The organism is Heyndrickxia sp. FSL W8-0423, from assembly GCF_038009395.1.
GTDB lineage: Bacteria > Bacillota > Bacilli > Bacillales > Bacillaceae_C > Heyndrickxia > Heyndrickxia sporothermodurans.
On sequence record NZ_JBBPBE010000001.1, the window covers coordinates 1831192 to 1856003 of the forward strand.

Here is a 24812-nt window from a genome sequence, read left to right on the forward strand (position 1 = left end):
ATTGAAAACGATAACATTACCGTTAACTATTAATAACGAAGATAAAGAGATTACTATAAACTCTGTTTATTGTATAGGGTATGCCGGTCGCAATATAGAAAAAACAATGGAGCATATTGATGAACTAGAAAAAATCGGCGTACCACGTCCGGCAGAAATCCCGACACTCTATCCAGTTCGCAGAAATAGTCTTAATCAAACTGAGGAAATTGAAGTACTTGGTGGAGAATCAAGTGGTGAAGCGGAAATTGTTCTAATATTCGGAGATTCAGATGATGATGTATACATTACTGTAGGCAGCGATCATACAGACCGATCACTGGAAACCATTGATATTAACCAATCAAAACAAATTTGCGATAAACCGCTTGCTCATAAGGCATGGAAGCTTAACGACGTAATTGATCACTGGGATGACCTTATATTAACTTCACAAGTTTATATAGACGGTCATTGGCAGGATTACCAAATGGCGAAGATTGACGCAATTATTCCTTTGGATGATATAAAAGCTTTTCTCAATAAGAAGAACATTTCTATGAGAAATTGCGTCATCTTCTCGGGAACTGTACCACTATTAGAAGGATTTAAATATGGTAGCGGATTTAAAATGGCATTCATTGACAATGTAAGAAATGATGAAATACATGCGGAATATGCTATTACCCGCTTAGATTTGGAGGCGTAAGAGATGAAAATTTCAATTTACCAAATGGAAATCATCCCTGGTAATCCAATGGAAAATATGAAAAAAGTACGTGCATGGATTGAAAAGGAAGTGAAAAACTCCGGTCCGGACGTCATTGTATTACCTGAAATGTGGACTACCTCCTACACTTTGGAGGACATTCATCATTATGCAGACGATAACGGCCAAACGATTATACCTTTCCTTCAAACGATGGCCCAAACTTTTAACATCAATATTATTGGCGGCTCTTTTGCAAATAAGGTCAATGGAAAGATCTTTAACACAGCGGTTGTAATAAACCGACAAGGAGAAGCGATTTATCAATATGATAAAGTCCATTTGGTCCCGATGCTAAACGAGCCGAAGTATTTAGAGGGGGGACAAAACGTTCCAGAAGTTTTCGAACTTGATGGAATTAAGATGGGACTTATCATTTGCTATGACTTACGTTTTCCGGAAGTTATCCGTCCACTTGCATTAGAAGGAGCCGAAGTATTGTTTATCGTCGCAGAATGGCCTATAGAACGACTTAACCATTGGAGAAACATTCAAATTACACGCGCGATCGAAAATCAATTATTTGTTGTTTCCTGCAACAACGTTGGCTCGTATCAATCCACTACTTTTGCTGGCAACTCCATGGTCGTTAATCCATCGGGAGATACATTGATAGAAGGATCAACAACAGTTGAAGAAACGCTATATATTTCAATTAATATTGAAGAAACATTGGAAGTTCGCCAAAAAGTACCCGTATTCTCTAGTCGCGTACCTAATTTGTATAAGCAAGGTTTATAACATTTAAAATTTTGTTAATTCGAGGGGGAAAGTTAATGAATAAAATTAGGGAGAATACAGTTCATAACACTGCGAATGATACACAAATTGATCGCAGCAAGCAGCAAAAAATTGCTGGGATTTCAAGTGTATTAGGATCAACGATAGAATGGTATGATTTCTTTCTTTACGGAACAATGGCTGCAATTATATTTCCGCAATTATTTTTTCCGGAACAAGATCCATATGTAGCAACGCTACTAACTTTTTCAACTTATGCGGTTGGTTATGTTGCAAGACCAATCGGTGGAATTCTATTTGGACATTTGGGCGATAAAATCGGTAGAAAAGTTTCTTTAGTAGCCACTTTAATTTTAATGGGGGTCATGACGCTTCTTGTAGGTTTACTACCTGGTTATAATCAAATTGGATTATGGGCACCTATTATCGTTACAGTACTTAGATTTTTACAAGGAATTGCTATTGGAGGAGAATGGCCGGGTTCAGTTTTGATTTCAATGGAATGGGGAACTAAGAAAAATAGAGGCTTTATGGCCGCTTTGCCTCAGATTGGAGTTCCTCTGGGATTGATACTAGGAACAGCAGTAACTTCTCTTTTTATTACAGTTTCCGGCGATAGTTTTCAAACATGGGGTTGGCGAGTACCATTTATTTTAAGTATATTTTTGGTAATTATTGGATTAGTGATTAGATTCAATTTGCTAGAAACTCCTTCGTTTAAAAAAGCGCTCGAAGAAAAGGAGTTACCTAAATTACCTTTTGTTTCCGTGTTTAAGCATTATCCTAAACAGGTAATATCCGGAGTATTTTCAAATGTTAGTAGTGATATTGCATTTGGAGTGTTTGCTTTCTATACGACGACCTACGGAATAAAATTTTTAGGCTTAGATAAATCAATTTTTGTTAATGCAACACTTGTAGGTGCAGTTATAGCCGTATTCGCAATCTCTTTATTTGGATATTTAAGCGATAAAATAAGTCCAAAAAAAATACTTGGATTTGGTAATATACTACTTATTTTATGGGCTTTGCCGTATTTTTATTTACTAAATACTAAAAGTACAGGATTAATTTTCTTGGCCATTATTATAGCATTTATCATTCACTCTATTATGTGGGCACCGTTGGCTCCGGTTATTGCCGCTAGTTTCCCGGCACATCTTAGATTTAGTGGATCAGCTATTACTTTTATGTTTAGAGGTTTGATTGGTGGAGGAGTAGCTCCATTGATTTCTACCTATCTTCTTAATAAATTTGATACCGGATACGCCATTAGTGGATATATTATAATTGCAGCAGTAATAGCGTTAATTGCATTAAAATTTGTGGATGTTAAATATCATAAAGAAGATTAATAATCTTTAAGAGTACCTTTTAAGGGATTGATGAAATTGGATTTTAGATATAAAGCTGCTGGAGATTCAGCGATCTTGATGGAACTCGATGCAGGTATCGATGAAAAAACAAATAAACGGATCATCCATTTATCAAAACTTATTGAAGACAAGGCGGAAGAGGGTTTTGGCGAAGTTATTATCGGCTACCGTTCAATACTCGTTCAATACAATCCTTTACGACTGTCTTACCAACAAGCTGTCGAGCTGCTCAAATATTTAGAAACCAATAATGACAGTAATAAATATGAAAAAAGAAGACATATTGAAATTCCTGTTCTATATGGTGGGGAACATGGACCTGATCTGGAAAGTGTGGCTACTTATAACAATCTATCACCAAAAGAAGTTATTTCTATTCATAGTGCAGCCAGCTATTTAGTTTATTTTATAGGGTTTACACCTGGCTTTCCTTTTATGGGAGGTATGTCAAAAAGAATCGCTACTCCTCGTTTAGAAAATCCCCGGATTTCAATTCCTTCTGGGAGTGTAGGGATTGCAAATAATCAAACGGGTATTTATCCTGTTGAAAGTCCGGGAGGATGGAGATTAATTGGACAAACTCCGATACGCTTATATGATTGGCAGGCAAACCAGCCATTTTTACTACATGCGGGCGATAAAGTGACTTTTAAAGAAATACAGATCGACGAATTTAATGAAATAAAAGAACAAGTTGAAGATGGAAAATATATTCCTGTAATTAAAAATTGAATAGACACCAGTTCAGGGAAAGGAGGAATTTGTTATTTTTGAAGTCATTCACCCAGGCGTATTTACAACCGTTCAAGATTTAGGGAGATCAGGATACCAAAAATATGGGCTGGCTGTATCTGGATCCGCCGATCATTACTCTCATAGGATAGCCAATATTTTAGTGGGAAACCCGGAATCTTCGGCAGTATTAGAGGTAACTCTCATGGGATTAAAAATGAAATCATTAAAGCAGACCGTTATAGCGGTGACAGGAGGGGACCTTACTTTTACAATTAACGGAGTTCCTTCCCCCATGTGGTGCTCCGTGAAAGTAAATATTGGAGATATTATTCATTTTGCCGGATGCAAGTCCGGTTGTAGAGCATATATCAGTGTACTAGGTGGAATTACTGTTCCAGAGATATTAGGCAGTAGATCCACCGATACAATTGGAAAAATTGGCGGAATAGAAGGAAGAGCACTTAAAAAAGGTGATATTATTCCTTTTAACGAGCAGCCACTTAGCCAGTTTCAAGGGATTAGGCGTCGTCTTCCTGAATATTTAATCCCTACTTACACTAATTCATTTCACCTGAGAGTCATACTTGGTCCTCAAGAGGAAGCTTTTTCAAAAAAAGCGATAGATACATTCTTTTCCTTTACGTATAAGGCAACCAAAGATGTGAACCGAATGGGCTGCAGACTAGAGGGACCTGTAATAGAGCATATAGGAGGGGCGGATATCACGTCTGAGGGGATATTTTTCGGAGCCATTCAAGTTCCTAAAAATGGACAGCCAATTATATTTTTAGTCGGAAGGCAAAGTGTAGGCGGGTATACGAAAATAGGGGGAGTAATCACGGTAGATCTACCGAAATTAGCTCAAGTGAAGCCGGGAGACAGTATAACATTCGAAAAAATTACAATTGAAGATGCACATGATTTATTAAAAGAAATGGAACATGATTTTTTAATATTAAAGTCGTATTCTTATAATTGATTTTTTAGGAGAGTGTAAAATGAGAAAAACCATTGATTTGAATTGTGATATGGGAGAAAGTTTTGGGGTTTATAAACTTGGTTTCGATGATGAAGTGATAAAATTAATCTCTTCTGTAAATGTTGCCTGCGGGTTCCATGGCGGAGATCCTAACACGATGGATCATACAGTAGCGATGGCCAAAAAATATGGTGTTGGTGTCGGGGCACATCCGGGATTTCAAGATTTAGCTGGGTTTGGGCGACGAAATATCGACATGTCAAGAAAAGACTTAATGAATTTGATTATTTATCAAATTGGTGCACTCGATATATTTTGTCAAAAACATGAAACACCACTTCGGCATGTAAAACCGCACGGAAATATGAATAATATGGCAGATTCAGATAAAGAAATGGCTACAAATATAGTGGATGCAGTACTTGCCGTTAAACCAGATCTACCTATCATGGTTAAGCCTAACTCTCAATTACATTTGGTAGCAAAAGAAAAAGGATTACCTTTTATTTTAGAATTGTTTGCTGATCGAGAATACAATAGCGATTTTTCGTTAGTATCAAGAAAACAAAAAGGTGCTGTCATTACTGATCCAGACATTGTTGCAGAGAGAGTATTAAAAATGGTGACAGAAGGAAAAGTGACAACCTTTGATGGTGAGGAAATGGAAGTGCAAGGAGAAACGATTTGCGTCCATGGTGATACTCCGACTGCTTTAGACATGATTAGAACGATAAAACAAAAGCTTGAAAGTATGGATATTGAGATTGCTCCGTTTTCCGTGTAGTCTTTTAACTAAATATTAAGCTTTTTAAGAAGGTATTTCATTAAGTTGCTAAACTTTTTGGAAGCCTCTTTTTTTCTTTACTTTATTTGACCAATAAGAAGCCACTACACACTTTTTCCATATAAAACTACTAGGAAAATATTTTAACAAAAAGAAATTAAACAAAAGAAGTGAATGGAATAAAGCAAAGCACCAAATTTGACCATAAAGTTGGTAATATTTATAATTAATGTAACACTAATTCTTAAAGCAAAATCAACATTCTTATCTGCAGAGAATGTTAATGCTTCGATTTTACCCTTTTTTGACCTTCTTCTAATTTTTTAAGATAATTCCACCAATTACCTTTAGCGGCTTTGATATGGGCGAACCCGAAAATATTGTTAATGTACGGTATGAGTGTAGCAGAAAACCAATCGGAATAGAAATAAAGAAGTCAGTTCAAAATAACATTAAATGATAATTTTTAATAAGAATATAGGTGAAGCAATTGGACAAAATTTTTGGGGGTAAAAAAAGTCCTAAAAGAAAACTAAAAAAAGATGATATTACGGTTGTTGATACAAAAGCGGCTAAAAAAGCGGTGGTGGCTACTGCCCTTGGAAATGCGATGGAGTGGTTTGATTTTGGAATTTACTCTTATTTAGCCGTAACGATAGGAAAGGTATTTTTTTCGGGCACAGCCGGGTCGCTACAATTAGTGTTTTCGTTTGCTACTTTTGCTGTAGCATTTCTCGTTCGTCCTATTGGCGGGATGTTTTTTGGTATGTTGGGTGATAAGTTAGGAAGAAAAAAGATATTAACGATCACTTTAGTGTTAATGTCTTTTTCTACTCTATGTATGGGTTTGATACCGAGCTATGCAAAGATTGGAAATTGGGCTCCAATACTTTTGCTTTTGGCCAGACTGGTTCAGGGATTTTCCGCGGGTGGTGAATATTCAGGTGCCATGACATTTATCGCCGAATCTTCTCCAGATAAAAAAAGAGGTTTTTTTTCAAGTGGTTTAGAAGTGGGAACATTAGCTGGATATATCGGTGGATCCGCAATTGTGACGATTCTGAGTTATACACTCGGACCGGATAAAATGCTTGATTGGGGATGGCGCATTCCGTTTTTTATTGCTGCTCCGATGGGACTAATTGGTCTTTATTTGAGAAATAATTTAGAGGAATCACCTGTCTTTGAAGCAATGAATGAAGGGAAAGACAAAGAAAAAGAAAAAGGCTTAATAAAAAAAGTTTTTGTATATCATTGGCCGCAACTGCTTAAAGGGGTAGTTTTAGTTTTATTTTTTAATGTTGTCGATTACATGTTGCTATCATATATGCCATCTTATTTAAATGTTGTGCTAGGTTATGGTGAAACAGTTGGTCTTTTGTTCATTTTGATTATTATGTTTATCATGATTCCAATCGTTTTATTCATGGGCTATATTAGTGACCGGGTTGGGAATAAACGTATTATTTTAAGTGGATTAATAGGCATAGTTATTCTGTCCATCCCAGCATTCAAGATGATTGGAAATGGAAGTTACACGACGGTGTTTTTTGGACTAATGATATTAGCAATTCTTTTAGCTACATTTGAAGGAACCATGCCGTCCATGCTGCCTTCCTTATTTTTTACAGAAGTAAGATATGTTGCGCTAGCCGTTACTTTTAATATTTCGGTTTCCTTATTTGGCGGAACAACACCATTGGTTATGGCGTGGCTTATAAAAGTGACTGGTAACCCAATGGTTCCAGCTTACTATATTATGGCTGCTTGTTTAATTGGTATTGTGACAATGATTTTTGTAAAAGATACAACAGGGAAAGCGCTGCGTGGTTCAGCTCCAGCAGTAGAAGAAAAACACGAAATTGCAGATATATTGGAGAATCCACAAGAGGCCATTTGGTGGAAAGAAGAAAAGATAACTATTGATGAAAAAATCGCTGATTCAGATAATGAAAAATAAGGTTCACAAGTAATTATTTACTTAGGCTGCCAATAATTTCTGGCAGCCTTCTTGATTTTTATTCTTCTTTATAAAATCGTTCTCCAGTTTCCGGATTAAAATAAACAACTAATCTTTTCTTTGTGGTTGGGTCGATAGAAACTTCATTTGTTCGGACGAATCCTTTAGGTACTTGTTGACCGTGTTTTGTCTTGAAGCGACGATCCCATATAAACCAAGATCCTAAGATTAAAATAAGGAGAACAATGAGTTGAATACCGTAAAAGCCGAAAATCCATTCCATCATCTTATTCTTCTTCTACAATAACGGCTGTTCCATAAGCAACGATTTCACTCATGTTTTGGCCGATTTCACCAGAGTCAAAGCGCATCATAATGATTGCGTTCGCGCCCATTGCTCTAGCGTTTTCTACCATGCGATCGATCGCTTGCTTTCTGGCATCCTCCAGCATTTCCGTATACTGATTTATTTCTCCGCCTACAAGACCTTTCAACGAAGCAACGATATCTTTGCCAATCCCCCTTGCTCTAACAGTTAACCCAAATACTGGACCTTTCACTTCGGTAACTTTGTGATTAGCAATTTTCTCTGTTGTTACGATAATCATATGGAACGCCCCTTTTCAAAATTGATTCACTACATGTTCATTTTACTTTGTTTTGAGTGAAAGATACCATTGTTTTTTCAAATAAAGAGGCAATTGTGTTGGTTTCTAAGCAGATCATCGGATTAATTATATCTCAGTTATCCTACTTCGCGGACGAACGATTATCTACCGAAAAAGAGGGTACAGTATCAATTAGGTATTTTTAATTGGAGGTATATCGAATGGGTCAGATTGTCTCATGGATTTTATTTTTAGCTCCTTGGTTTTTTTATTGCTCCCCTTAGATTCGAAACGTGTAAAGCGTTTTATGCCAGTATCTCTATTCATGGCTGTCTTATATACAATTCTTTTTCAAATGGCTGAAGTATGGAATTGGTGGGATGTTCACGAAACAAGCAATATATTCTTTCTCACCAATATTTCATCTTTTGTATATGGATTTCTGATTGTTACGACCGTTTATATGTTTTATTTTACCTATCCGAATTTTTGGATTTTCCTTATTGTAAATTGGGTTATCGATTTAATTCAAGCTCTTATTATAAGTCCTTTATCTTTCAGAAAGTAGGGCTTTATACGATGAACAATATGTCTAATTTTGGACTCTTCATTATGATTGCTATCACTGTACCCATCATATATTTATATCAAAGATGGCAAGAGAATGTTTTTGAAGAAAAGGCTGAGGTGTCTTTAGCAGAAATTCTATTTAAACGATTTTCGCAATCTAAAAATGCAGCTCCTCGTCGCCGAAGATGAAATTGATTTCTTTATTATGAATGATAGTAACTTTCCTAACTCGAGTACAAATTCATTTACTTTCAAAACTTTTTTAGTACAATAGCTGTAAGTAATAAAAATGGTGCTGTACAAATGACACCTACTAAGTATAGAAATACTGCAAAATAGGCAGGTAATAAGTGAACAAAATCAGTATATGCGATAATAAAATGAGTGACAATTCCCGCTAAAAAAGCAGGAATGGCACCAATTGTGAAGGTCCACCAAACCCATCTTTCTCCTTCGCGAATTCCCCATAAGGCAAGCATCAATACGAGTAAACCTACACTTAATAGGGCACTTCCAAATCCGGCACGGTCATGCGCAATAACAGGGATTAAGCGTTCATTAAATTCACTAAGTGCCTCTGGAGATAGACATAGGTAGGTAAGATCCGTTGGTACAAAGACACTTGATGCACCAATGAAAGAAATGACAACACCGCCAAGAGTTAATGAAGCGCCTAATAGGACAAAGGCTAGTTGACCGATTAAACTCAACTTCCAGTATCGATGATTGAAAAGGTTAGTACTTTTTGGTGCTCCTGTTGCATTTCTTGATTTCACATATCCAATAATAAATAAAGGTAATAATATAAGCCAAAACAATCCATGAAGCCAATCGAAGTAACCGTAACCGATAAATAAGAAAATACCAAGAAAACCAACCAGCCCTGCTATATTTACTGCTTTTCTTGCCCAATGAATACCATATCTGATTCCATGCCTTGAAAGCTGCATGTAAATAAATCCACCTGAAATCATCGTTCCTGAAAGTGTCATCCGGTCATGTGCCATAAAGTATAAAATGGCAGGATTGAAACGTAGAATATCATTTCTAAAGATTTCTAAAAAAGATTCATCATATGGAAGAATAATCCTTGTCATACTAAAAAGCAGAGCAATAAAACCAGCTACTGTGATCGCCAAACCGAACAACCAATACCAAATCCATCCTTCAACTTTTACTGGTTCCTTCGAGAATCTATTCTCAAAATCCTCATTAATCCTCTTTGGGAGACCAGGTCCGGTAAACACGTATTCAAATCCTAACAAAATAAGGGAAGCTCCACTATCGAATAATCTAATAGCATCTGCTGGCTCTCTTACTCCACCCGAAGTGATAATGGGTATATCCTTATGTACTTTCCTTATAGCAATAAGTGCATGCTGAAGCCTATCAAGTGAATGGCTTTCTTCAATTAATATTCCATCTGCATGATAGTTTTCTAGGTTATTACTGTCAGTAAAACTCTCGGCTGAATAAGCTAATAAAATAGGTTTATTTATTTGCTCACGAAAAAAAATGTATTCATTAACCGAATGAAAAGTATGACTGTTTATAATGAATCCATCACTAAAAGGATCGAGCTCTTCACAAATCTGCTTTGATTCTTGAAGCGTTCCCTCTACTTTTATAAAAAATGGTACTTTCTTTTTTTTCAAAGAGGCGAGTTTCTCTTTGACTTTTGATAGCGGTATCCTTTCGCTATATCCCAAAATTTGTTCCTGCTTGTGGTCAATTCGAAGTTCTTCTTTCTCTGATGAACCAAGAATTGAAACTGGGCCAATTTCCATAAAACCAAAACCGAGATTTTGTAAAGCTTTTATTCCGGATAATTTCGGATCAATTTTGCCACTTAGTCCAACAGGAGAAGGAAACTGAACCCCACATATCTGCTTCTCTAGTTTTTTAGAAGGTGCCATGTGGCCAAGAAATTCTATAAATCTTTCACCAATGGTTGTCGATGATACTATGCTCATCCCATGGTGAATAAATTCCCGACTAAAGGAAGGTGGAAGCTTTTGAAGAATCGGTTTAAATATCGTTTGATATGACCAATCCGGCAAGGGTGATCTCCCCTCTCTGTTACTTTAAATATTGATTATGAAAAAGATGATTACTATCTGTTATTTTACTATATGAATGAGGACTTGGTTCAGTAAATTATAACTTCTATTCTTTGAAGCTATTCCAATAACATGGTTTTACTTTATTCATTTTATCAACGAGTACGCCGGAAAATGGCAGGAGCAAAATAAACGGTACCATATAAACTGCCATAACCGTTCCCATCGTGGCTGCCGATTTTGTCTCTTGCAAAACCACAATAGGCATGATTACATTTGTAATCGAGCTACCTAGATATGAAAAAATTTGCCCAAGTAACAAGGATGTAAAATGAGGTGACTTTTTAAAAAGTTGAAAAAATGTTAACCCATGTTCCCTTTGTTTGACTCTAACGGAACTCATCATACCCTCTCTCTTAATCATACCAATGTGATTAACACGATTTCCCAGCTGGTTATTGGGTGTGTCAATAATTTTGTGTAAATAACCCTATTTCCGGTAGAAAAGTTAGCCTGCTTATTTTAGTTGATAAAACTTCTATCTCTAGGTTAAACACAGAGCCACAGCGGTAGCTGCTTGTCCTTGACCTTGTGCCTTTTCTTAGTTCTTGCTGGTTGGGTTCAGGGACCCGGCCAGCGAGAACTTAGAAAAGATCGGTCGTGGTACGCTAGGTGTGCGGATAAAGTCCCCACATAGGGCTTTATTTTTCCCATCCGACAACCTACACACCACCACGACCGCAAACAAGGTCAAGGATGGCGGATCAGTGCTAGAGCTTAATCTTCCAGTGCTTCAAACATGTGTATCAATTCTGATTTGGCCTTTTCAAAGCCTCGATGACAACGCATGCCAAACTTGTGATTATAGTCTAGAAACCGTGTCACGAGAAAGCGTTCTAAGGATTCTTCATTCGGGAATTGTTCTTTGCGTTTGACATATCGTTTGATTTCTTTGTTAAAAGCTTCAATTAAGTTTGTCGAGTAGATACTGCGACGTATGGAAGCTGGAAAATCAAAAAACGTTAAGATCCGTTTGTTGTTCATCACTGATTCAATGACACGTGGATAAGGCTTTTCCCACTTGCTTTGCATCTGTTCTAAGGCTTCTAAAGCTTCTTCACGGTCTTTCGCTTGATAGACGGCCTTAAAATCATCGAGAATGGCTGCGCGATCCTTTACACGTACTTTGCTGGAAATGTTTCGAGCGACATGTACACAGCACACTTGATGTTTCGCCTTTGGATAGACACGGTGAATGCTATCTGTCATCCCTGGCAATCCATCGGAAATGAAGAGAAGAACGTTTTCTACTCCTCGCTCATGTAGGCATTGGAGGAGTTCTTCCCATACGTGCGAAGACTCAGTTGGTGCAATGGTAAAGTCTAAAACTTCTTTGTTTCCTTCTTCCGTAATACCAATAGCGATGTAGACAGCTTCTTTTTCAACCGTTTGACGTCGAATCGGAATATGAGTGGCATCCAAGTAAATGCACACATAGCGTTCTTCCAGCTTTCGTTCATGGAAAGCCTTCACGTCTTCAGAAACAAGTTGCGTTAGGTTCGAAACCGTTTGTTTGGAATAGTGATGTCCATACATTCGCTCAATGAGATGAGCGATTTCATTTGTCGTAATCCCTTTTTCATAAAGGTGAATGACAAACTGTTCCAGCGTATCATTGGAACGCTTATAGGGAGCTATTGTTTGTTGTTGGAACTGGCCATTACGGTCTCTAGGGATACGAAGGTGTAGTTCTCCGTATTCGGTTTTAAAGGTACGATCGTAGTAGCCATTACGGGAATTGCCGGAATGAAAACCTTCTCGATCATAAGGCTCATAGTCTAAAAAGACAGTTAATTCATGTTTTAACAGCTGATTGATGGCTGTTTCCAAATGATGACGAAAAACTTCTTCAATATCTTGTTTTTGTGCTAGTGCTTCGATTAAATCTGTAGTAAGATGAATCATAGGGAAGACCTCTTTTCTGTGAATTTTGTCGGCTAACTTTATTCTACAGAAAGGGTCTTCCTTTTTCTATGAACATTATTTAGTGCATTTCTATTTACACAAAATATTTTACACTCTCTGGTTATTAAAATATAAAAGAACTTTTTATATAAATATAGACTTATAAATTTATTTGATTTATACTAATAGTATGAAAATTAAAGGGACGGACTTTTTATTTTGAAGAACACAGGAAAAAGAACATATGTTCTAATGATGAGACGCTCTTATAAGGGCGTCTTTTATAGTACCTGTTATTACTTTTAACTTAAGGAGGAATAAATGATGAATGAAAAGTATCCCATTGGAACATTTCAATATGATGGTGAGATTACTGACCAAATGATTGCCGGTTGGATAAATGAAATTGAAGGTTTACCAATTTTATTACGAGGGGCTGTAAAAAACTTGGATAATGAACAACTTAATACGCCTTATCGTTCAGGGGGATGGACCATTCGCCAAGTTGTTCATCATCTTGCAGATAGCCATATGAATGCATATGTTCGTTTTAAATTAGCGATAACAGAAGAAAACCCAGTTATCAAGCCGTATGAAGAAACAAAATGGGCAGAGCTTCCGGATTACAATTCACCAATTGATATTTCTTCATCTCTTCTTGAATCCTTACACAAACGTTGGGTCAAACTTTTACATAGCTTAAGCCATGATGATATGAAAAAGACATTTATACACCCAGAATCTGGCGAAGTATCGGTTCGTGAAAATATAGGCATTTATGCGTGGCATGGTCAACATCATCTTGCACACATAACTTCTTTATGTAAGCATAAGGGCTGGTGAATGTCCTATGATGAGCTTGAAGTGATCTGATAGCCAATCCGCCTCTACGTTAATAGTATCGGAATATTCGGAAGCGGCCCGAAAGCCAATCCGTTACCGCGTCTATGGTACTGGAAAAGGTAGAAGCGGCCCGAAAGCCAGGCGTCCTCCGCGCCTATGGTACCGAAAAAGGCAGAAACGGCATAAATGAATGGGAGGGAAATATGGATATTAGAGCTTACAATCAGGAAGATGAAATGGAGTGGGTTCATTGTAGGGTATTATCCTTTTTGGATACTGCATATTATGACAATGTTTTAAGGGAAAAGGAAAAATACGTAAATCCTGCAATTGAACTAGTAGCTGTAGAGGATCATCAAGTGATTGGATTAATAGATATTGAATATGAAGTGGAAGAAAGAACAGTCTGTTCAAGGGGACAAGGACTAGGAGGAATGATTTGGCACATTGCGGTTCACCCTGATCATCGAAGAAGAGGGGTTGGGAGTCAACTATTATCTGAAGCTGAGAAAATAGCGAAAGAGAAGGGGTTAAACCGTCTAGAGGCATGGACGAGAGATGATGAATGGGTAAATAATTGGTATAGGAACAACCAATTTTCAAAAGTGGATTCATATTTGCACGTGTATATTGATGGTGAGGCAGAGCTGAATGGTGTAATAAAATCAGAGCTATCAGATTTGTACCCTGTTCAAACCTTCGCTCACTATGTTGGTAAAGATAAAGAAAAGATAAAGAAACGATTTAAAAGGGTTCATGAATGCAATTGTTTTGAGAAGGAGTTTGAGTAAGAATCGCTAGTGTAAGAACGATAGGATATAACAAGCCTTGGTAGCTGGATCAAAGGGATGTGTGACAGTGTTAGATAATGAAAAAACATCCTGTTCCACTTTTAAGTGTGAAACAGGATGTTTTTAAAAAAAATTTCTTACTCCTATTAAACTTTGAATTCCTTCACATGAAGCTGCAGCTCCTCCGCCATTTTGGATAAGGCCAATGTAGAAGCGGCGACTTCCTCCATGGATGCTAACTGCTCCTCTGAAGCGGATGCCACGGATTGTGTATTGGTTGCAGATACTTGTGCAATCCTAGCAATTTCCTCAATAGAGGAATTGACTTGTTCTACACTAGCAGACATTTCTTCGGAAACTGCTGTTGCTTCTTGAATTTGAGCGGTTACTTGTTCAATTGACGTTAGAATCTTTTTAAAACCTTCTTCCGCTTCGTGTACAACTACTAATCCTTCTTTAACCTCAATAGTCCCTTTATCCATTACGTCAACAGCATGTGTTGTTTCTAGTTGGATATTATTAATTAATTCAGCTATCTGATCCGCCGAATCCTTTGATTGTTCAGCTAGTTTTCTCACTTCATTTGCTACAACTGCAAACCCTTTCCCATGTTCACCCGCACGAGCAGACTATTCGTTCATGTTAGTAGGGTGTAATGGATTACATTTTTTTCAAAGAGAACACTTGTAACTGAATGAATCATAATTAATGAATAAAAAAACATCATAAGAAGGACAGTGGACCTTTGTCCATTGTCCTTAGTTCGCAGCTTCCTTTTCCTGTCCTTTCATATCTGAAAAATTTAGTAATACAACGCCGCCAATAATTAATAGTATTCCAGCCAACTTAAGTGTGCTAAATAGCTCATCCCATATAAGTATCCCAATTAGAGCTGTTAAGGCAGTTCCTACTCCAGACCAAATAGCATAAGCTAAACTTAGCGGTATCGTTTTGAGGGCCAGAGATATGAAATAAAATGAAAGTCCATAACCAACAATTACTGCCAGAGAGGAAAGAAAGTTTGTAAACCCTTCAGACATCTTAAGCATGGCAGTAGCAAAAACCTCTCCAATAATAGAAATGGCTAAAAAAATATATGCCTTCATATGTATTCTCCTTTCTTATATTCAATGAGCTCCCCCATAGTTTAAAAATATGACTCCACCTATAATTAACGTTAGACCGAATAATTTTTTACCATTAAACTTTTCTTTATAGATCATCACACCTACTAATGCTGTAAGTGCGGTTCCTAAACCCGCCCATATTGCATAAGCCATTCCGAGCGAAAGTGTTTTGAGCGAAATTGATAAACTTAAGAATGCCACCCCGTATCCCGCAACAACTCCTAATGACGGGAAAATCTTCTTAAATCCATTTGTGGCTTTAAGCATCGAACTTCCAAACACTTCACTTATAATGGCTACAATCAAAAGTACATAAGCATTCATCGCTTTTTTCTCCTTTCTTATCAAGTAAATACTTGTTTATATGTATTAATATTAATCTATCATAATGTGAAAAATGTCATCTTTATATATAAGGTGAAAGTTGTGACGGTAGATTCGATTCATTGTCCCGTATGAATGTTATAATATTTACAAAATTAAATGTTAAAAGCAAAAAGGATGTTGTTTTATATGAAATTGTTCACAAACAAAATAGTGTTATTGGCCACTATTTTACTAATAGGAGCGGTTATAATATCCATTTATATGTGGAAAGGTGGAGAAAAAAACGAAAAACCGTCCATCGAAAAAAAGGTAGTGACTTTGAATGAACAAGATTTTAAAAATCAATTGCCAATGACTAAGAAAATCATTGAGGGTGATACAAAAAAAGAAACAATTGCCTATCGCCTATGGTTCGATTTAATGGAGAAGTTTAAAACAAGTAGACAGCTTGCGGGCGCTTATTTTACTAGATTTCATTTATTAGAAGAAAAAGATAGAGAGTTTATCGTTGATGTTGTTTTTCAACTTCAGCTAGGTGAGGGAGTTCAAACGACAAGCTGGAAATCGCAAAACAATGGGTTAATTGATGGATTAGTTTGGAAGTTGAAGATTAAGAAACAATCCGATCAAACATATACATTAGAAAGTTTTGAAAAATCATCGGATAAACTAATTGGTTTACCTCCAATGCAAGATATGGATAGCTATAAAAAAGAAGCTGGTATAAAAACTGATGAAAATAGTCGATATGAAATTGTTGATGATACATTAAAAGTTACGTATAACAACGGAAAGGATTGGATTGATGTACCAATTGAAGTAGATCGGTTATTCGAAGGCGATTATAATGGACCAAAAAATGAACTTATCGAAGGAAGTTATGTTATTCATTCAAAAAGAACTGCTTTTGTGATAGGCGGGCGCGGGGGTCTGCAACTTTTGATATCAGAAGATCAAGGGAACTCTTGGGACGAAGTAAACATAACAGATAAAATACAGGGAGCTCGGATGCGTTTGTTAGGTTTTACTTCAGATCAACATGGATATTTAATTGCCACCGGATATCGCACGATGGCCAGTGAAGGGAATTATCTGTTTAAAACGAATGATGGTGGTCATTCTTGGAAAGAAGCTGGTTCAGTTGCTGGCGTAACATCACTTGTTACAGATGGAGGGTTAATCAATGATGAACTTGGTTTTGTATCATTCGGATCAATCAACTTCGAAAACGAGCCACCAAGACCTTGTCTCTATCGTACGGCTGATGGGGGAAAAACGTGGAAGGAAGTAAAAGTTCCGATTCCAAAAGAATATAAAGGGATATTTACTGTAGCTGAAACCCCGATTTTTAACGGGAATAAAGGAACACTCCTCGTTAATCAAGGACCAAACGGGGATTATTTAGGAGGAAATGTACTCGCAAAATTTACAACTAAAGACATGGGGAAAACTTGGAATTTCGCCGGTTTAGTAGATCCGGATGGGGTTCTAGGTAAATGAGCGGATAAGAAAAATAAGGAAATGAATGTCTATTGACATTCATTTCCTGTTCTTTTTATAAATTCACCAACCCGATTCCCCATTATCATAGCTTAATTGCCATTCAACGCCAAATTTATCAACAACTTGTCCATAGCATTTACTCCAAAAAGTTTCTTGGAGCTCCATGTTGACTTTTCCGCCTTCTTTTAACTGATTATAATACGATGTAATTTCATCTTGGTTTTGACTTACGATCGCAAGACTTATATTGTTTCCAACGACAAAAGGCGTGCCGGGAAACGTATCGGAAAACATCACATTGCTTCCGCTAATCGATAGTCGTGCGTGCATGACAAGATTTTTGGCTTCTTCCGGCAGCGGAAATTCCGGATTAGGAGGTGCTTCACCAAAGGTCATAATTCGCGGTTCTTCTGTATTAAAAACCTTTGCATAAAACTCTACCGCCTCACGACAGTTCCCATTAAAATTAAGATAAACATCTACTGACATTTGCACCACTCCTAGAATATAAAATTTAATCCCTTTTTATTGTAACCAAAAGATAGATGAGATAAAAGAAATTTCAAAAAATTTTAACAAGAAAATAAAAATTACATAAATCCTGCAGTCCTGGTGAATATAAAAATAGGACAAAATTATTTAGGTGGTGTCCCCCGTTGCCGGATAATAATGAAAGATTAACCTCATCAGAAATATCTAATTTATGGACACATTATATTCGAGAGACAATGCAAATTTGTGTGACGAAATATTTTTTGCCAATTATTAAAGACCCTGAAATACATAAGATTTATACATTAGCTCTGGAAATGTCAGAGAATCATGTAATAAAGATAAGAGATATATTTCATAAAGAAAATTTCCCAATTCCTAAAGGATTTACTAAGGAAGATGTTAATTTACATGCGCCTCCATTATTTACAGATGCTTTTAGTATATTTTATATTCACACGATGACCATGCATGGATCACAGGCATATAACCTTGCTTTTAGTGTTTCTATTCGAAAAGATATAAGAGATTTTTATTATCAGTGTAATCTAGATACAATGGACCTTTATAATAAATCATTTGATGTTATGCAATCAAAACAACTTTATGATAAACCTCCATTTTATGAAACGCCAAGCAATGTTTCATTTATAAATAGTCTTAACTACGTGACAGATGTATTAGGTGAGCGTAGAAAGATGAATTCGATTGAGAGCGGAAATATCTTTTTTAATTTGCAAAAAAGCTTAATCGCAAAAGCGTGTTTTTTTGCTTTTAATCAAGTATGTAAAGATAAAGAAATCAATCATTTTATTAACAAGTGTATAAATAGAAAAAACAAACATATTGGAGTTTTCTCGAATTTATTGCTTAAAGAAGATTTGCATTCACCTCGTGCACTTGAACCAGAAGTGGTAAAATCAACTATTTCTCCTTTTTCGGATAAATTAATGTTGTTTCATTCCGGCTTTTTAATTGCAGCTGCCATTTCCTATTACGGCAGTGCTATAGTAACAAGTATTCGAGCTGATATCACATATCATTGTGAGAAAGCCATATTTGATGACTTGTTACTTTATGGGGTATTTGGGAAATTACTCATTAAGAAAAAATGGTTAGAACAGCCTCCATTTGCAGATGACCGAAAATTAGTTTCGGAAACGGGAAAAAGAAACCAAGGATCGTTTTAAATTTTGATCCTTGGTTTCTTTTTTTTATAAATCTAAATCTTTTGTTATACGATCAATTATTTTTTTCAATCGCTCAGCCGTATCAAAAATTTCGGTATGTTTTTCATTTTGAATCGTGTCTGCGTAATTTTTTATTGCTTCATGACGTTTAAATAGGAAATCTGAGGTGGCAGATTTTGTGTCTAGATCAATTATTTTATCTTCTAGTAATTGGTTTAATGCTTCATTCATTCGCTCAAGTTCACGGTTGCGGGAGGTAATATGATTATTAAAAAGCTTTCTTAGTTGATTGGACATACCGACTGAATCCCAATTTATATTATTATGATTGCCAGCAACCCAAAATCTCCACGTCGTTTTTCCCATGCTTTCTTTCCAAGACTTTGTTATTTCATCGTCTAGTTGTTGTTTATTTTTTACCGATGTATATTCGCCACCGCCGGCTTTAGCTACCTCTTTTAGTTGACGATCGGCCTTATTATCGACGTCAAATCCGATAATGTTAATTTGTACGTCCATCTTCGCTTTCTTAGCGTCTTTCGCAGCATTCACGGGATTACCGCCGCATGTTTCGATTCCATCACTAACAACATAGATAAAGTTTTTCGTATGTTCATCACTTGCCTGCAGCAATTGTTTTGTTGCTTTCTGGATAGCGGAGGCAAGCGGAGTCCAGCCACTTGCTTTAAATTGGTTTAATGCTTTTGAAAACTTTTCCTTTGAATAGTTTTTTAAAGGATAAACCGTTTCAACACTGCTACATGATAATTTTTTATCTTTGTCAGCACCGGTTCCTTTATGTCCAAATACGGATAGTGAGACATTGGTGTTTTTCGGAAGGCTTTCCGAAAAGCTTTTCAAGCTCGTCTTGGCTAGCTTCATTTTATTTCCACCTGGAACATTTGCGTTCATACTTCCACTTGCATCAAGGAGTATCGCGACATTTACCTTGTCAGGACTTTTACTTAATTCTTCTTCATCTACATCTTGTAATAAACGACCATCCGGTAGCGTTAATTTATCATATTTCACTTCAAAATCTTTCATCGGTTGGATTGTGTCGCTGTATTGCGAACGAAAATTTGTAATGAGTGATTGCGCCCATTTCTGAGCGTCCCATTCTTTTGTCTCCACTTTTTTCATGGTTTGTATGTATTCTTTGATTGCTTCGTCTACGGTAGGAGAGTATTCTTCATTAGTAGCTAACTCTTTTGCGCGAGAATATTTCTGAAACAATTCGCCTGCCGGTTCTTTTTCAATTTCTTCCCCTATCATACTAATTGGTGTTTCCGGTAGCTTTTCCTTTTCTTTAGCTTCTTCAACTTTTTTTGTTGGTTCCTTCTTCGTACTCGTTTTCTCGTTCTGTTGGCAACCCGTAACGATTATACAGAAAAGTAGGAAGAAGAAAAAAAGTGACTTTTTATACAAAACCCCATCTCCTATCTTGTTTTGTGAACTTTCATTTTTCTCTAAAAATAGTATAGGAAATGTTTTATGGAGTGAAAAGAGGTCTTTGTACCTAGGTAATAGGTAGGCAGGAAAGATGTCAGAGTCAGATTGGCCGAATATCATGGATAGGTTAATTCATCTGATGATGAGTGAAGGGAGATAGGAAATTCTCCTTTCATTTCCATAGTTCTCTTCTAATTTCAACCAAATTGTCACTAAGATGGTAGATGGAATCGTGTATAATTAAAATGAATGTTGAATGATGGAGAGGATTGATCGTGTTAATTTATAAGATACTTGTGTTTATACATATTTTCTCTGCTATTTTAGGCATGGGACCTGGTTTTATTTTGACGAGGATTGGGAAGTCTGCGGATACTATGACGAAAGTGCGGCATTCGTTCGCAATTAGAAGAGATTTACATATAATCGTGATGATTGGTGGTACACTTTTACTTGTGACGGGATTGTTAATGGGCATGCTTAATCCAAATTTATTCCGAATGGGATGGTATATAGCAAGTTTGATTCTCTTTCTAATTGGTCTAGCAATGGGGCCATTTGTCTTATCTCCGAGATCGAAACCGATTAAGGAATTATTAGCTTCATATGAAGGGGAAGAAATACCTGAGCAATATACACGATTGTCAAAGGAATTGTTTCGATATGAAAACCTCGAAAACCTTATTTTTCTTATTATCATTGCATTGATGATTTTGAAGCCATTTTAAGACAAAACAGCATGGGGAGCTCCCCATGCTGTTATTTTAGTAGAATGGTATAACATTTTATTGCTGTCCTTAAGATAAGTTAACATCGATTCGCCTTTCCTTAATTTCAGATAAAGTCACGTAAGACTTTTACGTCGATAATCAAGGCGCTTTTCTTATAATATTTCAATAATATTTTTCTGGATAGTTCGAATAATGTCACCGCGGCTGATGACACCGACAACTTTATGATTATCATCAATAACCGGAATTTTCTTAAAATGATGTTTCCCCAAAAGTTTTAACGCTGTTTCGATTTCATCATTTTCTTTTACAGTTACAATCCCACGTTTCTTTGCTATTTTCTTTAATGGTTGATCTTTAATAGCCGTCAACACATTTTCAAGATTTCCTTTTTCAAACGTATAAGCCATTAAGCTAAAATAATCATATATCACTGTATCTTTTAATTGAATGCTTCTTAATACATCTCCATCACTTATCATTCCGACTAGTTTACCTTCGGAATCCACTATAGGCGCACCACCAATTTTGTTATCAACTAGCGTATTCAGTAAATGCTTAATTGTATCGTTTTCATTAACTGTAATTACATCTCGGATCATGAAGTCTTTTACCTTCATAATAAGTGCCTTCTTTCTTATAAGTGATTTTATTTCACATCATTATTTTAACATAAATTCGTAAAAAACTAAATGAATAATAGGAATATATGTGCGCCTTTCACAATATGATGAAGTATTGAGGGTGGAGGGATTAATTTGAATAATAATGTTGATTATTTTATTACTAAAGAGATGGTAGTGCAGTATGATGACCTGAATCGGAAGAAAAAAGAGATTGAAAAAGAATTGGAGAATTTAAAGAAGGCATTTAATCAATATTTTGATGTGGCTGTAGGGAAAAATGTGAAGGGTGAGCTAAACATCAGTGGGTATAAATTACAAAGACAAATTAGAAGATCGGAAAAATTTGAACAGGATGAAACGGTAAAAAGGTTGGAAGAACTAAATATGATGGATCTGATTCAGAGAAAGCCAGATGAAGGAAAGATCAAGTCAGCATTAAATTTAGGACTGCTAAAAGAAACGGACTTAGAAGGATGTATTAAACAGATCTCTTCACAAGCTATTTATGTGAAACAAATTTCTACAAATGAATAGAGTAAAAGAGGTGTCAGGCACCTGGTGCCTGACACCTTTTATGCAAAAATCGAATAAATATTCAAAAAGTGAATAAATGGTGCCTGACACCTATTGTAATTCTTGTTTGATGTAGTAGGCGCTTACCCATCCGGTTTTGCCGTTGGATAGTTTTATTTGGTACCATGTTTTATTTTTATCCATTGTCGGTTTTCCGTCTTTTGTTAGAACGATTTGAACAAATGAATTTTGTTTTAATGTTTGGATCTTACTGCTGCTTGTGGATGCAGAGCTGCGTACGTTTAAGTCTTCTACGGTGACTCTTCCTAAATTTTGAACAGCTAAATATTTTTTATAATCATCAAATTTAATAGAGTTGGTCCAATATGTTGTTTTACCTACTTTAACTTTTACCCAAAAGTCATTTGTTTTTTCGAGTAAAGTAAATTTTGTTCCTTTTGGCCATGATTTCCCTTTGTCTGTTGCGCCTTTTTTACTGTGGAAAACTAAATCCTTTTTCATAATTGCTTGAATTCCAGCCGGAAAGACGTCGCTACCTGCTGGTATACTCGGTTGTGAATATACTTTTGTATTGATTGGTGCCTTACTGTAACTAGATTTATAAGGTAATATATTCTGCATATGTTTAGCAATCGTTTGTCCCCAATATGGATCACTGGCATACCAAAAGTTCATTCCGCCGCTATTCTCATCGATTCGCTTATTGTTCATGTCTTTCGTGCTATATCCAAGATAAGCTCCATTATACTTCCAGTTATTTTTATTCAAATATGTTGCTTTCATTTCTTGTGCAATATAGTTGATACAATCATTTACATTTTTAAACTTAAAGGCGGCAATAAATGGTGTTGCATCATAGGCACCAAAGCCAAATAGATTATTTTTTCCTACTGAAAGAAGCGATGTACCATATGCACTTTCGTGAATTGCATGGGCTGCAAGATAAAGTGAGTTCACTCCATATTTATTTCCCGCATCGATAAAGGCTTGTCCTTTTCCTGATAATATACTCTTCTTTCCGGTTAATTTCACGTATTTAGAAATATAATTATTAATTTGCGCAGCTGTTACCGATGATTTTGTTCTCAAGTCGATAAATTGATAACCTGTATGACTTGTAAGTGGGTCCCCTGTACGAACTTGTGTTAAATATTTTCCACTAACATAGCCAGTCGTTTTTTCGTATTTTACTTTATACCAACCGTTTGATGCTTTATAGCTTGCAATAACAATTTTTGATTTCGGAATGGTTGTTAAAATAGAAGATGTAGCATCATAAGATTTTCTTAGATTCAGCGCATCGTTCGTAACATATGTGGTCTCATCAATTTTTTTGACAGTGATTATATTATTTATTGAAAAATCTTTAATAAAAACATAGCCTGTTGATCCTTTGTAACTAGTTCGATACCAATCTCCAGATTTTATTGATGAGGAAATAACCGTACCCTTTGGGATTGTGATTAGCTTCTTTTGATTTAAACCAAAGGATTGGTAAAGATAGGTGTCTTTATTTGCTTTGTAATCCGTTTTATTAATCGACGTTGTTGTAGCTTTATTTACTTCATTGCTGTTTATATAAAGTGTTTTTCCTTTATACGTAATTCGATACATCGTTTCTTTTAAGCTATTGATTACTTTTTGGGTGGAAGAAAATCCGTTATTCGCGGAAACAGAGTAAACTAATTTACTCTTCGTATCAGGTTTTGAATAAAGTTTAGATGTTTGTTTCGTAATATAGTAGGTTACACTAGTGTTAGAAGTTTGATAGGTAATTTTATCATACTTAGAGAAGTCTCCGATATAGAAATAACCAGTTTTTCCTTTATAGGATATACTGTACCAATCACCAATTCTTTTTTTCGCTTGCACAATCGTTCCTTTTGGAATCGTTACTAACTTCTTTTGGACATTTCCATAGGATTGATATAAGTACGTAGTTTTATTTGCTATATACTTCGTTTGTGAAAATGATGTAAAGGATTGTTTTGATACATCATTACTCTTAACATAAAGTGTTTTTCCTTTATAAGAAATGCGGTACCATGTCTCACCAATACTATTTACCACTTTTTGGGTAGAGGGAAATCCGTTATGTGCAGTTACCGTAAAAGCAGCTTTTTTCTTCGTATCAGGCTTCGTGTAGAATTTTGTTGTTTTTTTCGTAAAATAGTAGGTTTTGCTTATTTTTTTATATTGATAGTATTCTTTTAAATATCCGCTGCTCACCCAACCTGTTTTCGTTATGTTTTTGTTTTTAGACTTATATGTATAAGTAACCTTATACCAGCTGCCTTTTTTTTCTGTGGCTTGAATGATTTTTCCTTTTGGTATTGTGAGAATTACTTTATTCTTCGTGCTTGCACCACTTCGAAGATTTAAGCGATCTTTCGTTTGAAATGATGTTTTTTTCATTTTAATCGTACTGCTTGCTTCCGCCTTAATGGCAGTAAACGGAGTAAGTGGTAATACAGGTGTAGCCAGCAATATACTTGTGGAAAGTATAATCGCTTTCCCCATTTTTTTCATCCAATCGTGCCCCCCAATATCTATTAATATATTCATTTGTCTAATAATATATTAAATTGTCTTTATTAGTCTTATTATCGGTTGAACCTTGCCGTTTTTCAATAGTTTATCTAATATTATTGAATTGGAGTAATGCAAAAA

General features: G+C 35.9%; 25 protein-coding genes and 1 pseudogene. 14 read left to right on the plus strand and 12 right to left on the minus strand.

What is annotated here, in order from left to right:
* The first annotated feature begins 1 nt into the window (after window position 1).
* The 7 genes from MKY81_RS09220 to proP all read left to right on the plus strand — a co-directional run bounded on the left by MKY81_RS09220 (window position 2) and on the right by proP (window position 7323).
* Complete coding sequence (locus tag MKY81_RS09220) at window positions 2-688, plus strand: DUF2848 family protein (protein WP_066226136.1); 687 nt, start codon at window positions 2-4, stop codon at window positions 686-688.
* Window positions 689-691: 3 nt separating this feature from the next.
* Complete coding sequence (locus tag MKY81_RS09225; protein ID WP_341117608.1) at window positions 692-1489, plus strand: carbon-nitrogen family hydrolase; 798 nt, start codon at window positions 692-694, stop codon at window positions 1487-1489.
* 35 nt (window positions 1490-1524) lie between these two features.
* Window positions 1525-2844, plus strand: coding sequence for an MFS transporter (locus MKY81_RS09230; RefSeq protein WP_066231327.1), 1320 nt, complete (start codon window positions 1525-1527; stop codon window positions 2842-2844).
* Between the two features lie 36 nt (window positions 2845-2880).
* Window positions 2881-3597 carry a 5-oxoprolinase subunit PxpB gene (pxpB, locus tag MKY81_RS09235; protein WP_108071163.1) on the plus strand — a complete coding sequence of 239 codons (717 nt, stop codon included), beginning with the start codon at window positions 2881-2883 and terminating at the stop codon, window positions 3595-3597.
* A 46-nt stretch (window positions 3598-3643) separates the two neighbouring features.
* Entirely contained in the window at window positions 3644-4579 is a 936-nt protein-coding gene (locus MKY81_RS09240) for a 5-oxoprolinase subunit C family protein (RefSeq protein WP_108071165.1), read from the plus strand.
* Window positions 4580-4598: 19 nt separating this feature from the next.
* A complete protein-coding gene (locus MKY81_RS09245; protein ID WP_107958692.1) occupies window positions 4599-5363 on the plus strand; it encodes a LamB/YcsF family protein in 765 nt (254 codons plus the stop codon).
* A gap of 490 nt (window positions 5364-5853) precedes the next feature.
* Window positions 5854-7323 carry a glycine betaine/L-proline transporter ProP gene (gene proP / locus MKY81_RS09250; protein WP_341117609.1) on the plus strand — a complete coding sequence of 490 codons (1470 nt, stop codon included), beginning with the start codon at window positions 5854-5856 and terminating at the stop codon, window positions 7321-7323.
* Window positions 7324-7381: 58 nt separating this feature from the next.
* Here the strand turns inward: proP and MKY81_RS09255 are convergent, their stop codons facing one another.
* A complete protein-coding gene (locus MKY81_RS09255) occupies window positions 7382-7609 on the minus strand; it encodes a hypothetical protein (RefSeq protein ID WP_236001872.1) in 228 nt (75 codons plus the stop codon).
* Between the two features lies 1 nt (window position 7610).
* The gene (locus tag MKY81_RS09260; protein WP_066231340.1) at window positions 7611-7931 is read right to left on the minus strand and encodes a YbjQ family protein; all 321 of its coding nucleotides are present in this window, start codon (window positions 7929-7931) and stop codon (window positions 7611-7613) included.
* 579 nt (window positions 7932-8510) lie between these two features.
* Here MKY81_RS09260 and MKY81_RS09265 point away from each other — a divergent pair.
* On the plus strand, window positions 8511-8690 hold the full coding sequence (locus MKY81_RS09265) for a hypothetical protein (RefSeq protein WP_341117613.1): 180 nt from the start codon (window positions 8511-8513) through the stop codon (window positions 8688-8690).
* A 62-nt stretch (window positions 8691-8752) separates the two neighbouring features.
* Here MKY81_RS09265 and MKY81_RS09270 read toward each other — a convergent pair whose 3' ends face one another.
* The 3 genes from MKY81_RS09270 to MKY81_RS09280 form a co-directional block, all read right to left on the minus strand.
* Complete coding sequence (locus MKY81_RS09270) at window positions 8753-10561, minus strand: dihydroorotate dehydrogenase (RefSeq protein WP_341117614.1); 1809 nt, start codon at window positions 10559-10561, stop codon at window positions 8753-8755.
* A gap of 106 nt (window positions 10562-10667) precedes the next feature.
* Window positions 10668-10985, minus strand: a complete 318-nt coding sequence (locus tag MKY81_RS09275; RefSeq protein ID WP_341117615.1) for an MFS transporter — start codon at window positions 10983-10985, stop codon at window positions 10668-10670.
* A gap of 353 nt (window positions 10986-11338) precedes the next feature.
* On the minus strand, window positions 11339-12526 hold the full coding sequence (locus tag MKY81_RS09280; RefSeq protein ID WP_341116480.1) for an IS256 family transposase: 1188 nt from the start codon (window positions 12524-12526) through the stop codon (window positions 11339-11341).
* A gap of 324 nt (window positions 12527-12850) precedes the next feature.
* Between MKY81_RS09280 and MKY81_RS09285 the strand changes: the two genes are divergently transcribed.
* Both MKY81_RS09285 and MKY81_RS09290 read left to right on the plus strand, forming a co-directional pair.
* Entirely contained in the window at window positions 12851-13369 is a 519-nt protein-coding gene (locus MKY81_RS09285) for a YfiT family bacillithiol transferase (RefSeq protein ID WP_107958760.1), read from the plus strand.
* Window positions 13370-13572: 203 nt separating this feature from the next.
* Entirely contained in the window at window positions 13573-14160 is a 588-nt protein-coding gene (locus MKY81_RS09290; protein ID WP_066231434.1) for a GNAT family N-acetyltransferase, read from the plus strand.
* 146 nt (window positions 14161-14306) lie between these two features.
* Here the strand turns inward: MKY81_RS09290 and MKY81_RS09295 are convergent.
* From MKY81_RS09295 to MKY81_RS09305, 3 genes and pseudogenes are all read right to left on the minus strand, one after another.
* Window positions 14307-14774, minus strand: a pseudogene (locus tag MKY81_RS09295) (methyl-accepting chemotaxis protein); the annotation flags it as partial.
* Between the two features lie 144 nt (window positions 14775-14918).
* Window positions 14919-15266, minus strand: coding sequence for a DMT family transporter (locus MKY81_RS09300; protein WP_341117617.1), 348 nt, complete (start codon window positions 15264-15266; stop codon window positions 14919-14921).
* A gap of 21 nt (window positions 15267-15287) precedes the next feature.
* On the minus strand, window positions 15288-15611 hold the full coding sequence (locus tag MKY81_RS09305; RefSeq protein WP_341117618.1) for a DMT family transporter: 324 nt from the start codon (window positions 15609-15611) through the stop codon (window positions 15288-15290).
* 189 nt (window positions 15612-15800) lie between these two features.
* Between MKY81_RS09305 and MKY81_RS09310 the strand changes: the two genes are divergently transcribed.
* Window positions 15801-17114 (plus strand): WD40/YVTN/BNR-like repeat-containing protein, encoded by a 1314-nt coding sequence (locus MKY81_RS09310; protein WP_341117619.1) that lies wholly within the window; start codon window positions 15801-15803, stop codon window positions 17112-17114.
* Between the two features lie 63 nt (window positions 17115-17177).
* On the opposite strand, the gene MKY81_RS09315 is transcribed toward MKY81_RS09310, so the two are convergent.
* On the minus strand, window positions 17178-17606 hold the full coding sequence (locus MKY81_RS09315; protein WP_107958743.1) for a VOC family protein: 429 nt from the start codon (window positions 17604-17606) through the stop codon (window positions 17178-17180).
* A 167-nt stretch (window positions 17607-17773) separates the two neighbouring features.
* Here MKY81_RS09315 and MKY81_RS09320 point away from each other — a divergent pair, with 167 nt between their 5' ends.
* Window positions 17774-18799, plus strand: a complete 1026-nt coding sequence (locus tag MKY81_RS09320) for a DUF3231 family protein (protein ID WP_341117621.1) — start codon at window positions 17774-17776, stop codon at window positions 18797-18799.
* 24 nt (window positions 18800-18823) lie between these two features.
* Here the strand turns inward: MKY81_RS09320 and MKY81_RS09325 are convergent, their stop codons facing one another.
* Window positions 18824-20227: a vWA domain-containing protein gene (locus MKY81_RS09325; protein WP_181294624.1), complete on the minus strand. Its 1404-nt coding sequence runs from the start codon at window positions 20225-20227 to the stop codon at window positions 18824-18826.
* A 299-nt stretch (window positions 20228-20526) separates the two neighbouring features.
* Here MKY81_RS09325 and MKY81_RS09330 point away from each other — a divergent pair, with 299 nt between their 5' ends.
* A complete protein-coding gene (locus MKY81_RS09330; RefSeq protein WP_407716582.1) occupies window positions 20527-20979 on the plus strand; it encodes a DUF2269 family protein in 453 nt (150 codons plus the stop codon).
* A gap of 155 nt (window positions 20980-21134) precedes the next feature.
* Here MKY81_RS09330 and MKY81_RS09335 read toward each other — a convergent pair whose 3' ends face one another.
* Window positions 21135-21602, minus strand: a complete 468-nt coding sequence (locus MKY81_RS09335; RefSeq protein WP_108071185.1) for a CBS domain-containing protein — start codon at window positions 21600-21602, stop codon at window positions 21135-21137.
* A 138-nt stretch (window positions 21603-21740) separates the two neighbouring features.
* Here MKY81_RS09335 and MKY81_RS09340 point away from each other — a divergent pair, with 138 nt between their 5' ends.
* Window positions 21741-22142, plus strand: coding sequence for a hypothetical protein (locus tag MKY81_RS09340; RefSeq protein ID WP_244913470.1), 402 nt, complete (start codon window positions 21741-21743; stop codon window positions 22140-22142).
* Between the two features lie 90 nt (window positions 22143-22232).
* On the opposite strand, the gene MKY81_RS09345 is transcribed toward MKY81_RS09340, so the two are convergent.
* A complete protein-coding gene (locus tag MKY81_RS09345; RefSeq protein WP_341117622.1) occupies window positions 22233-24671 on the minus strand; it encodes an SH3 domain-containing protein in 2439 nt (812 codons plus the stop codon).
* Window positions 24672-24812 lie beyond the last annotated feature (141 nt).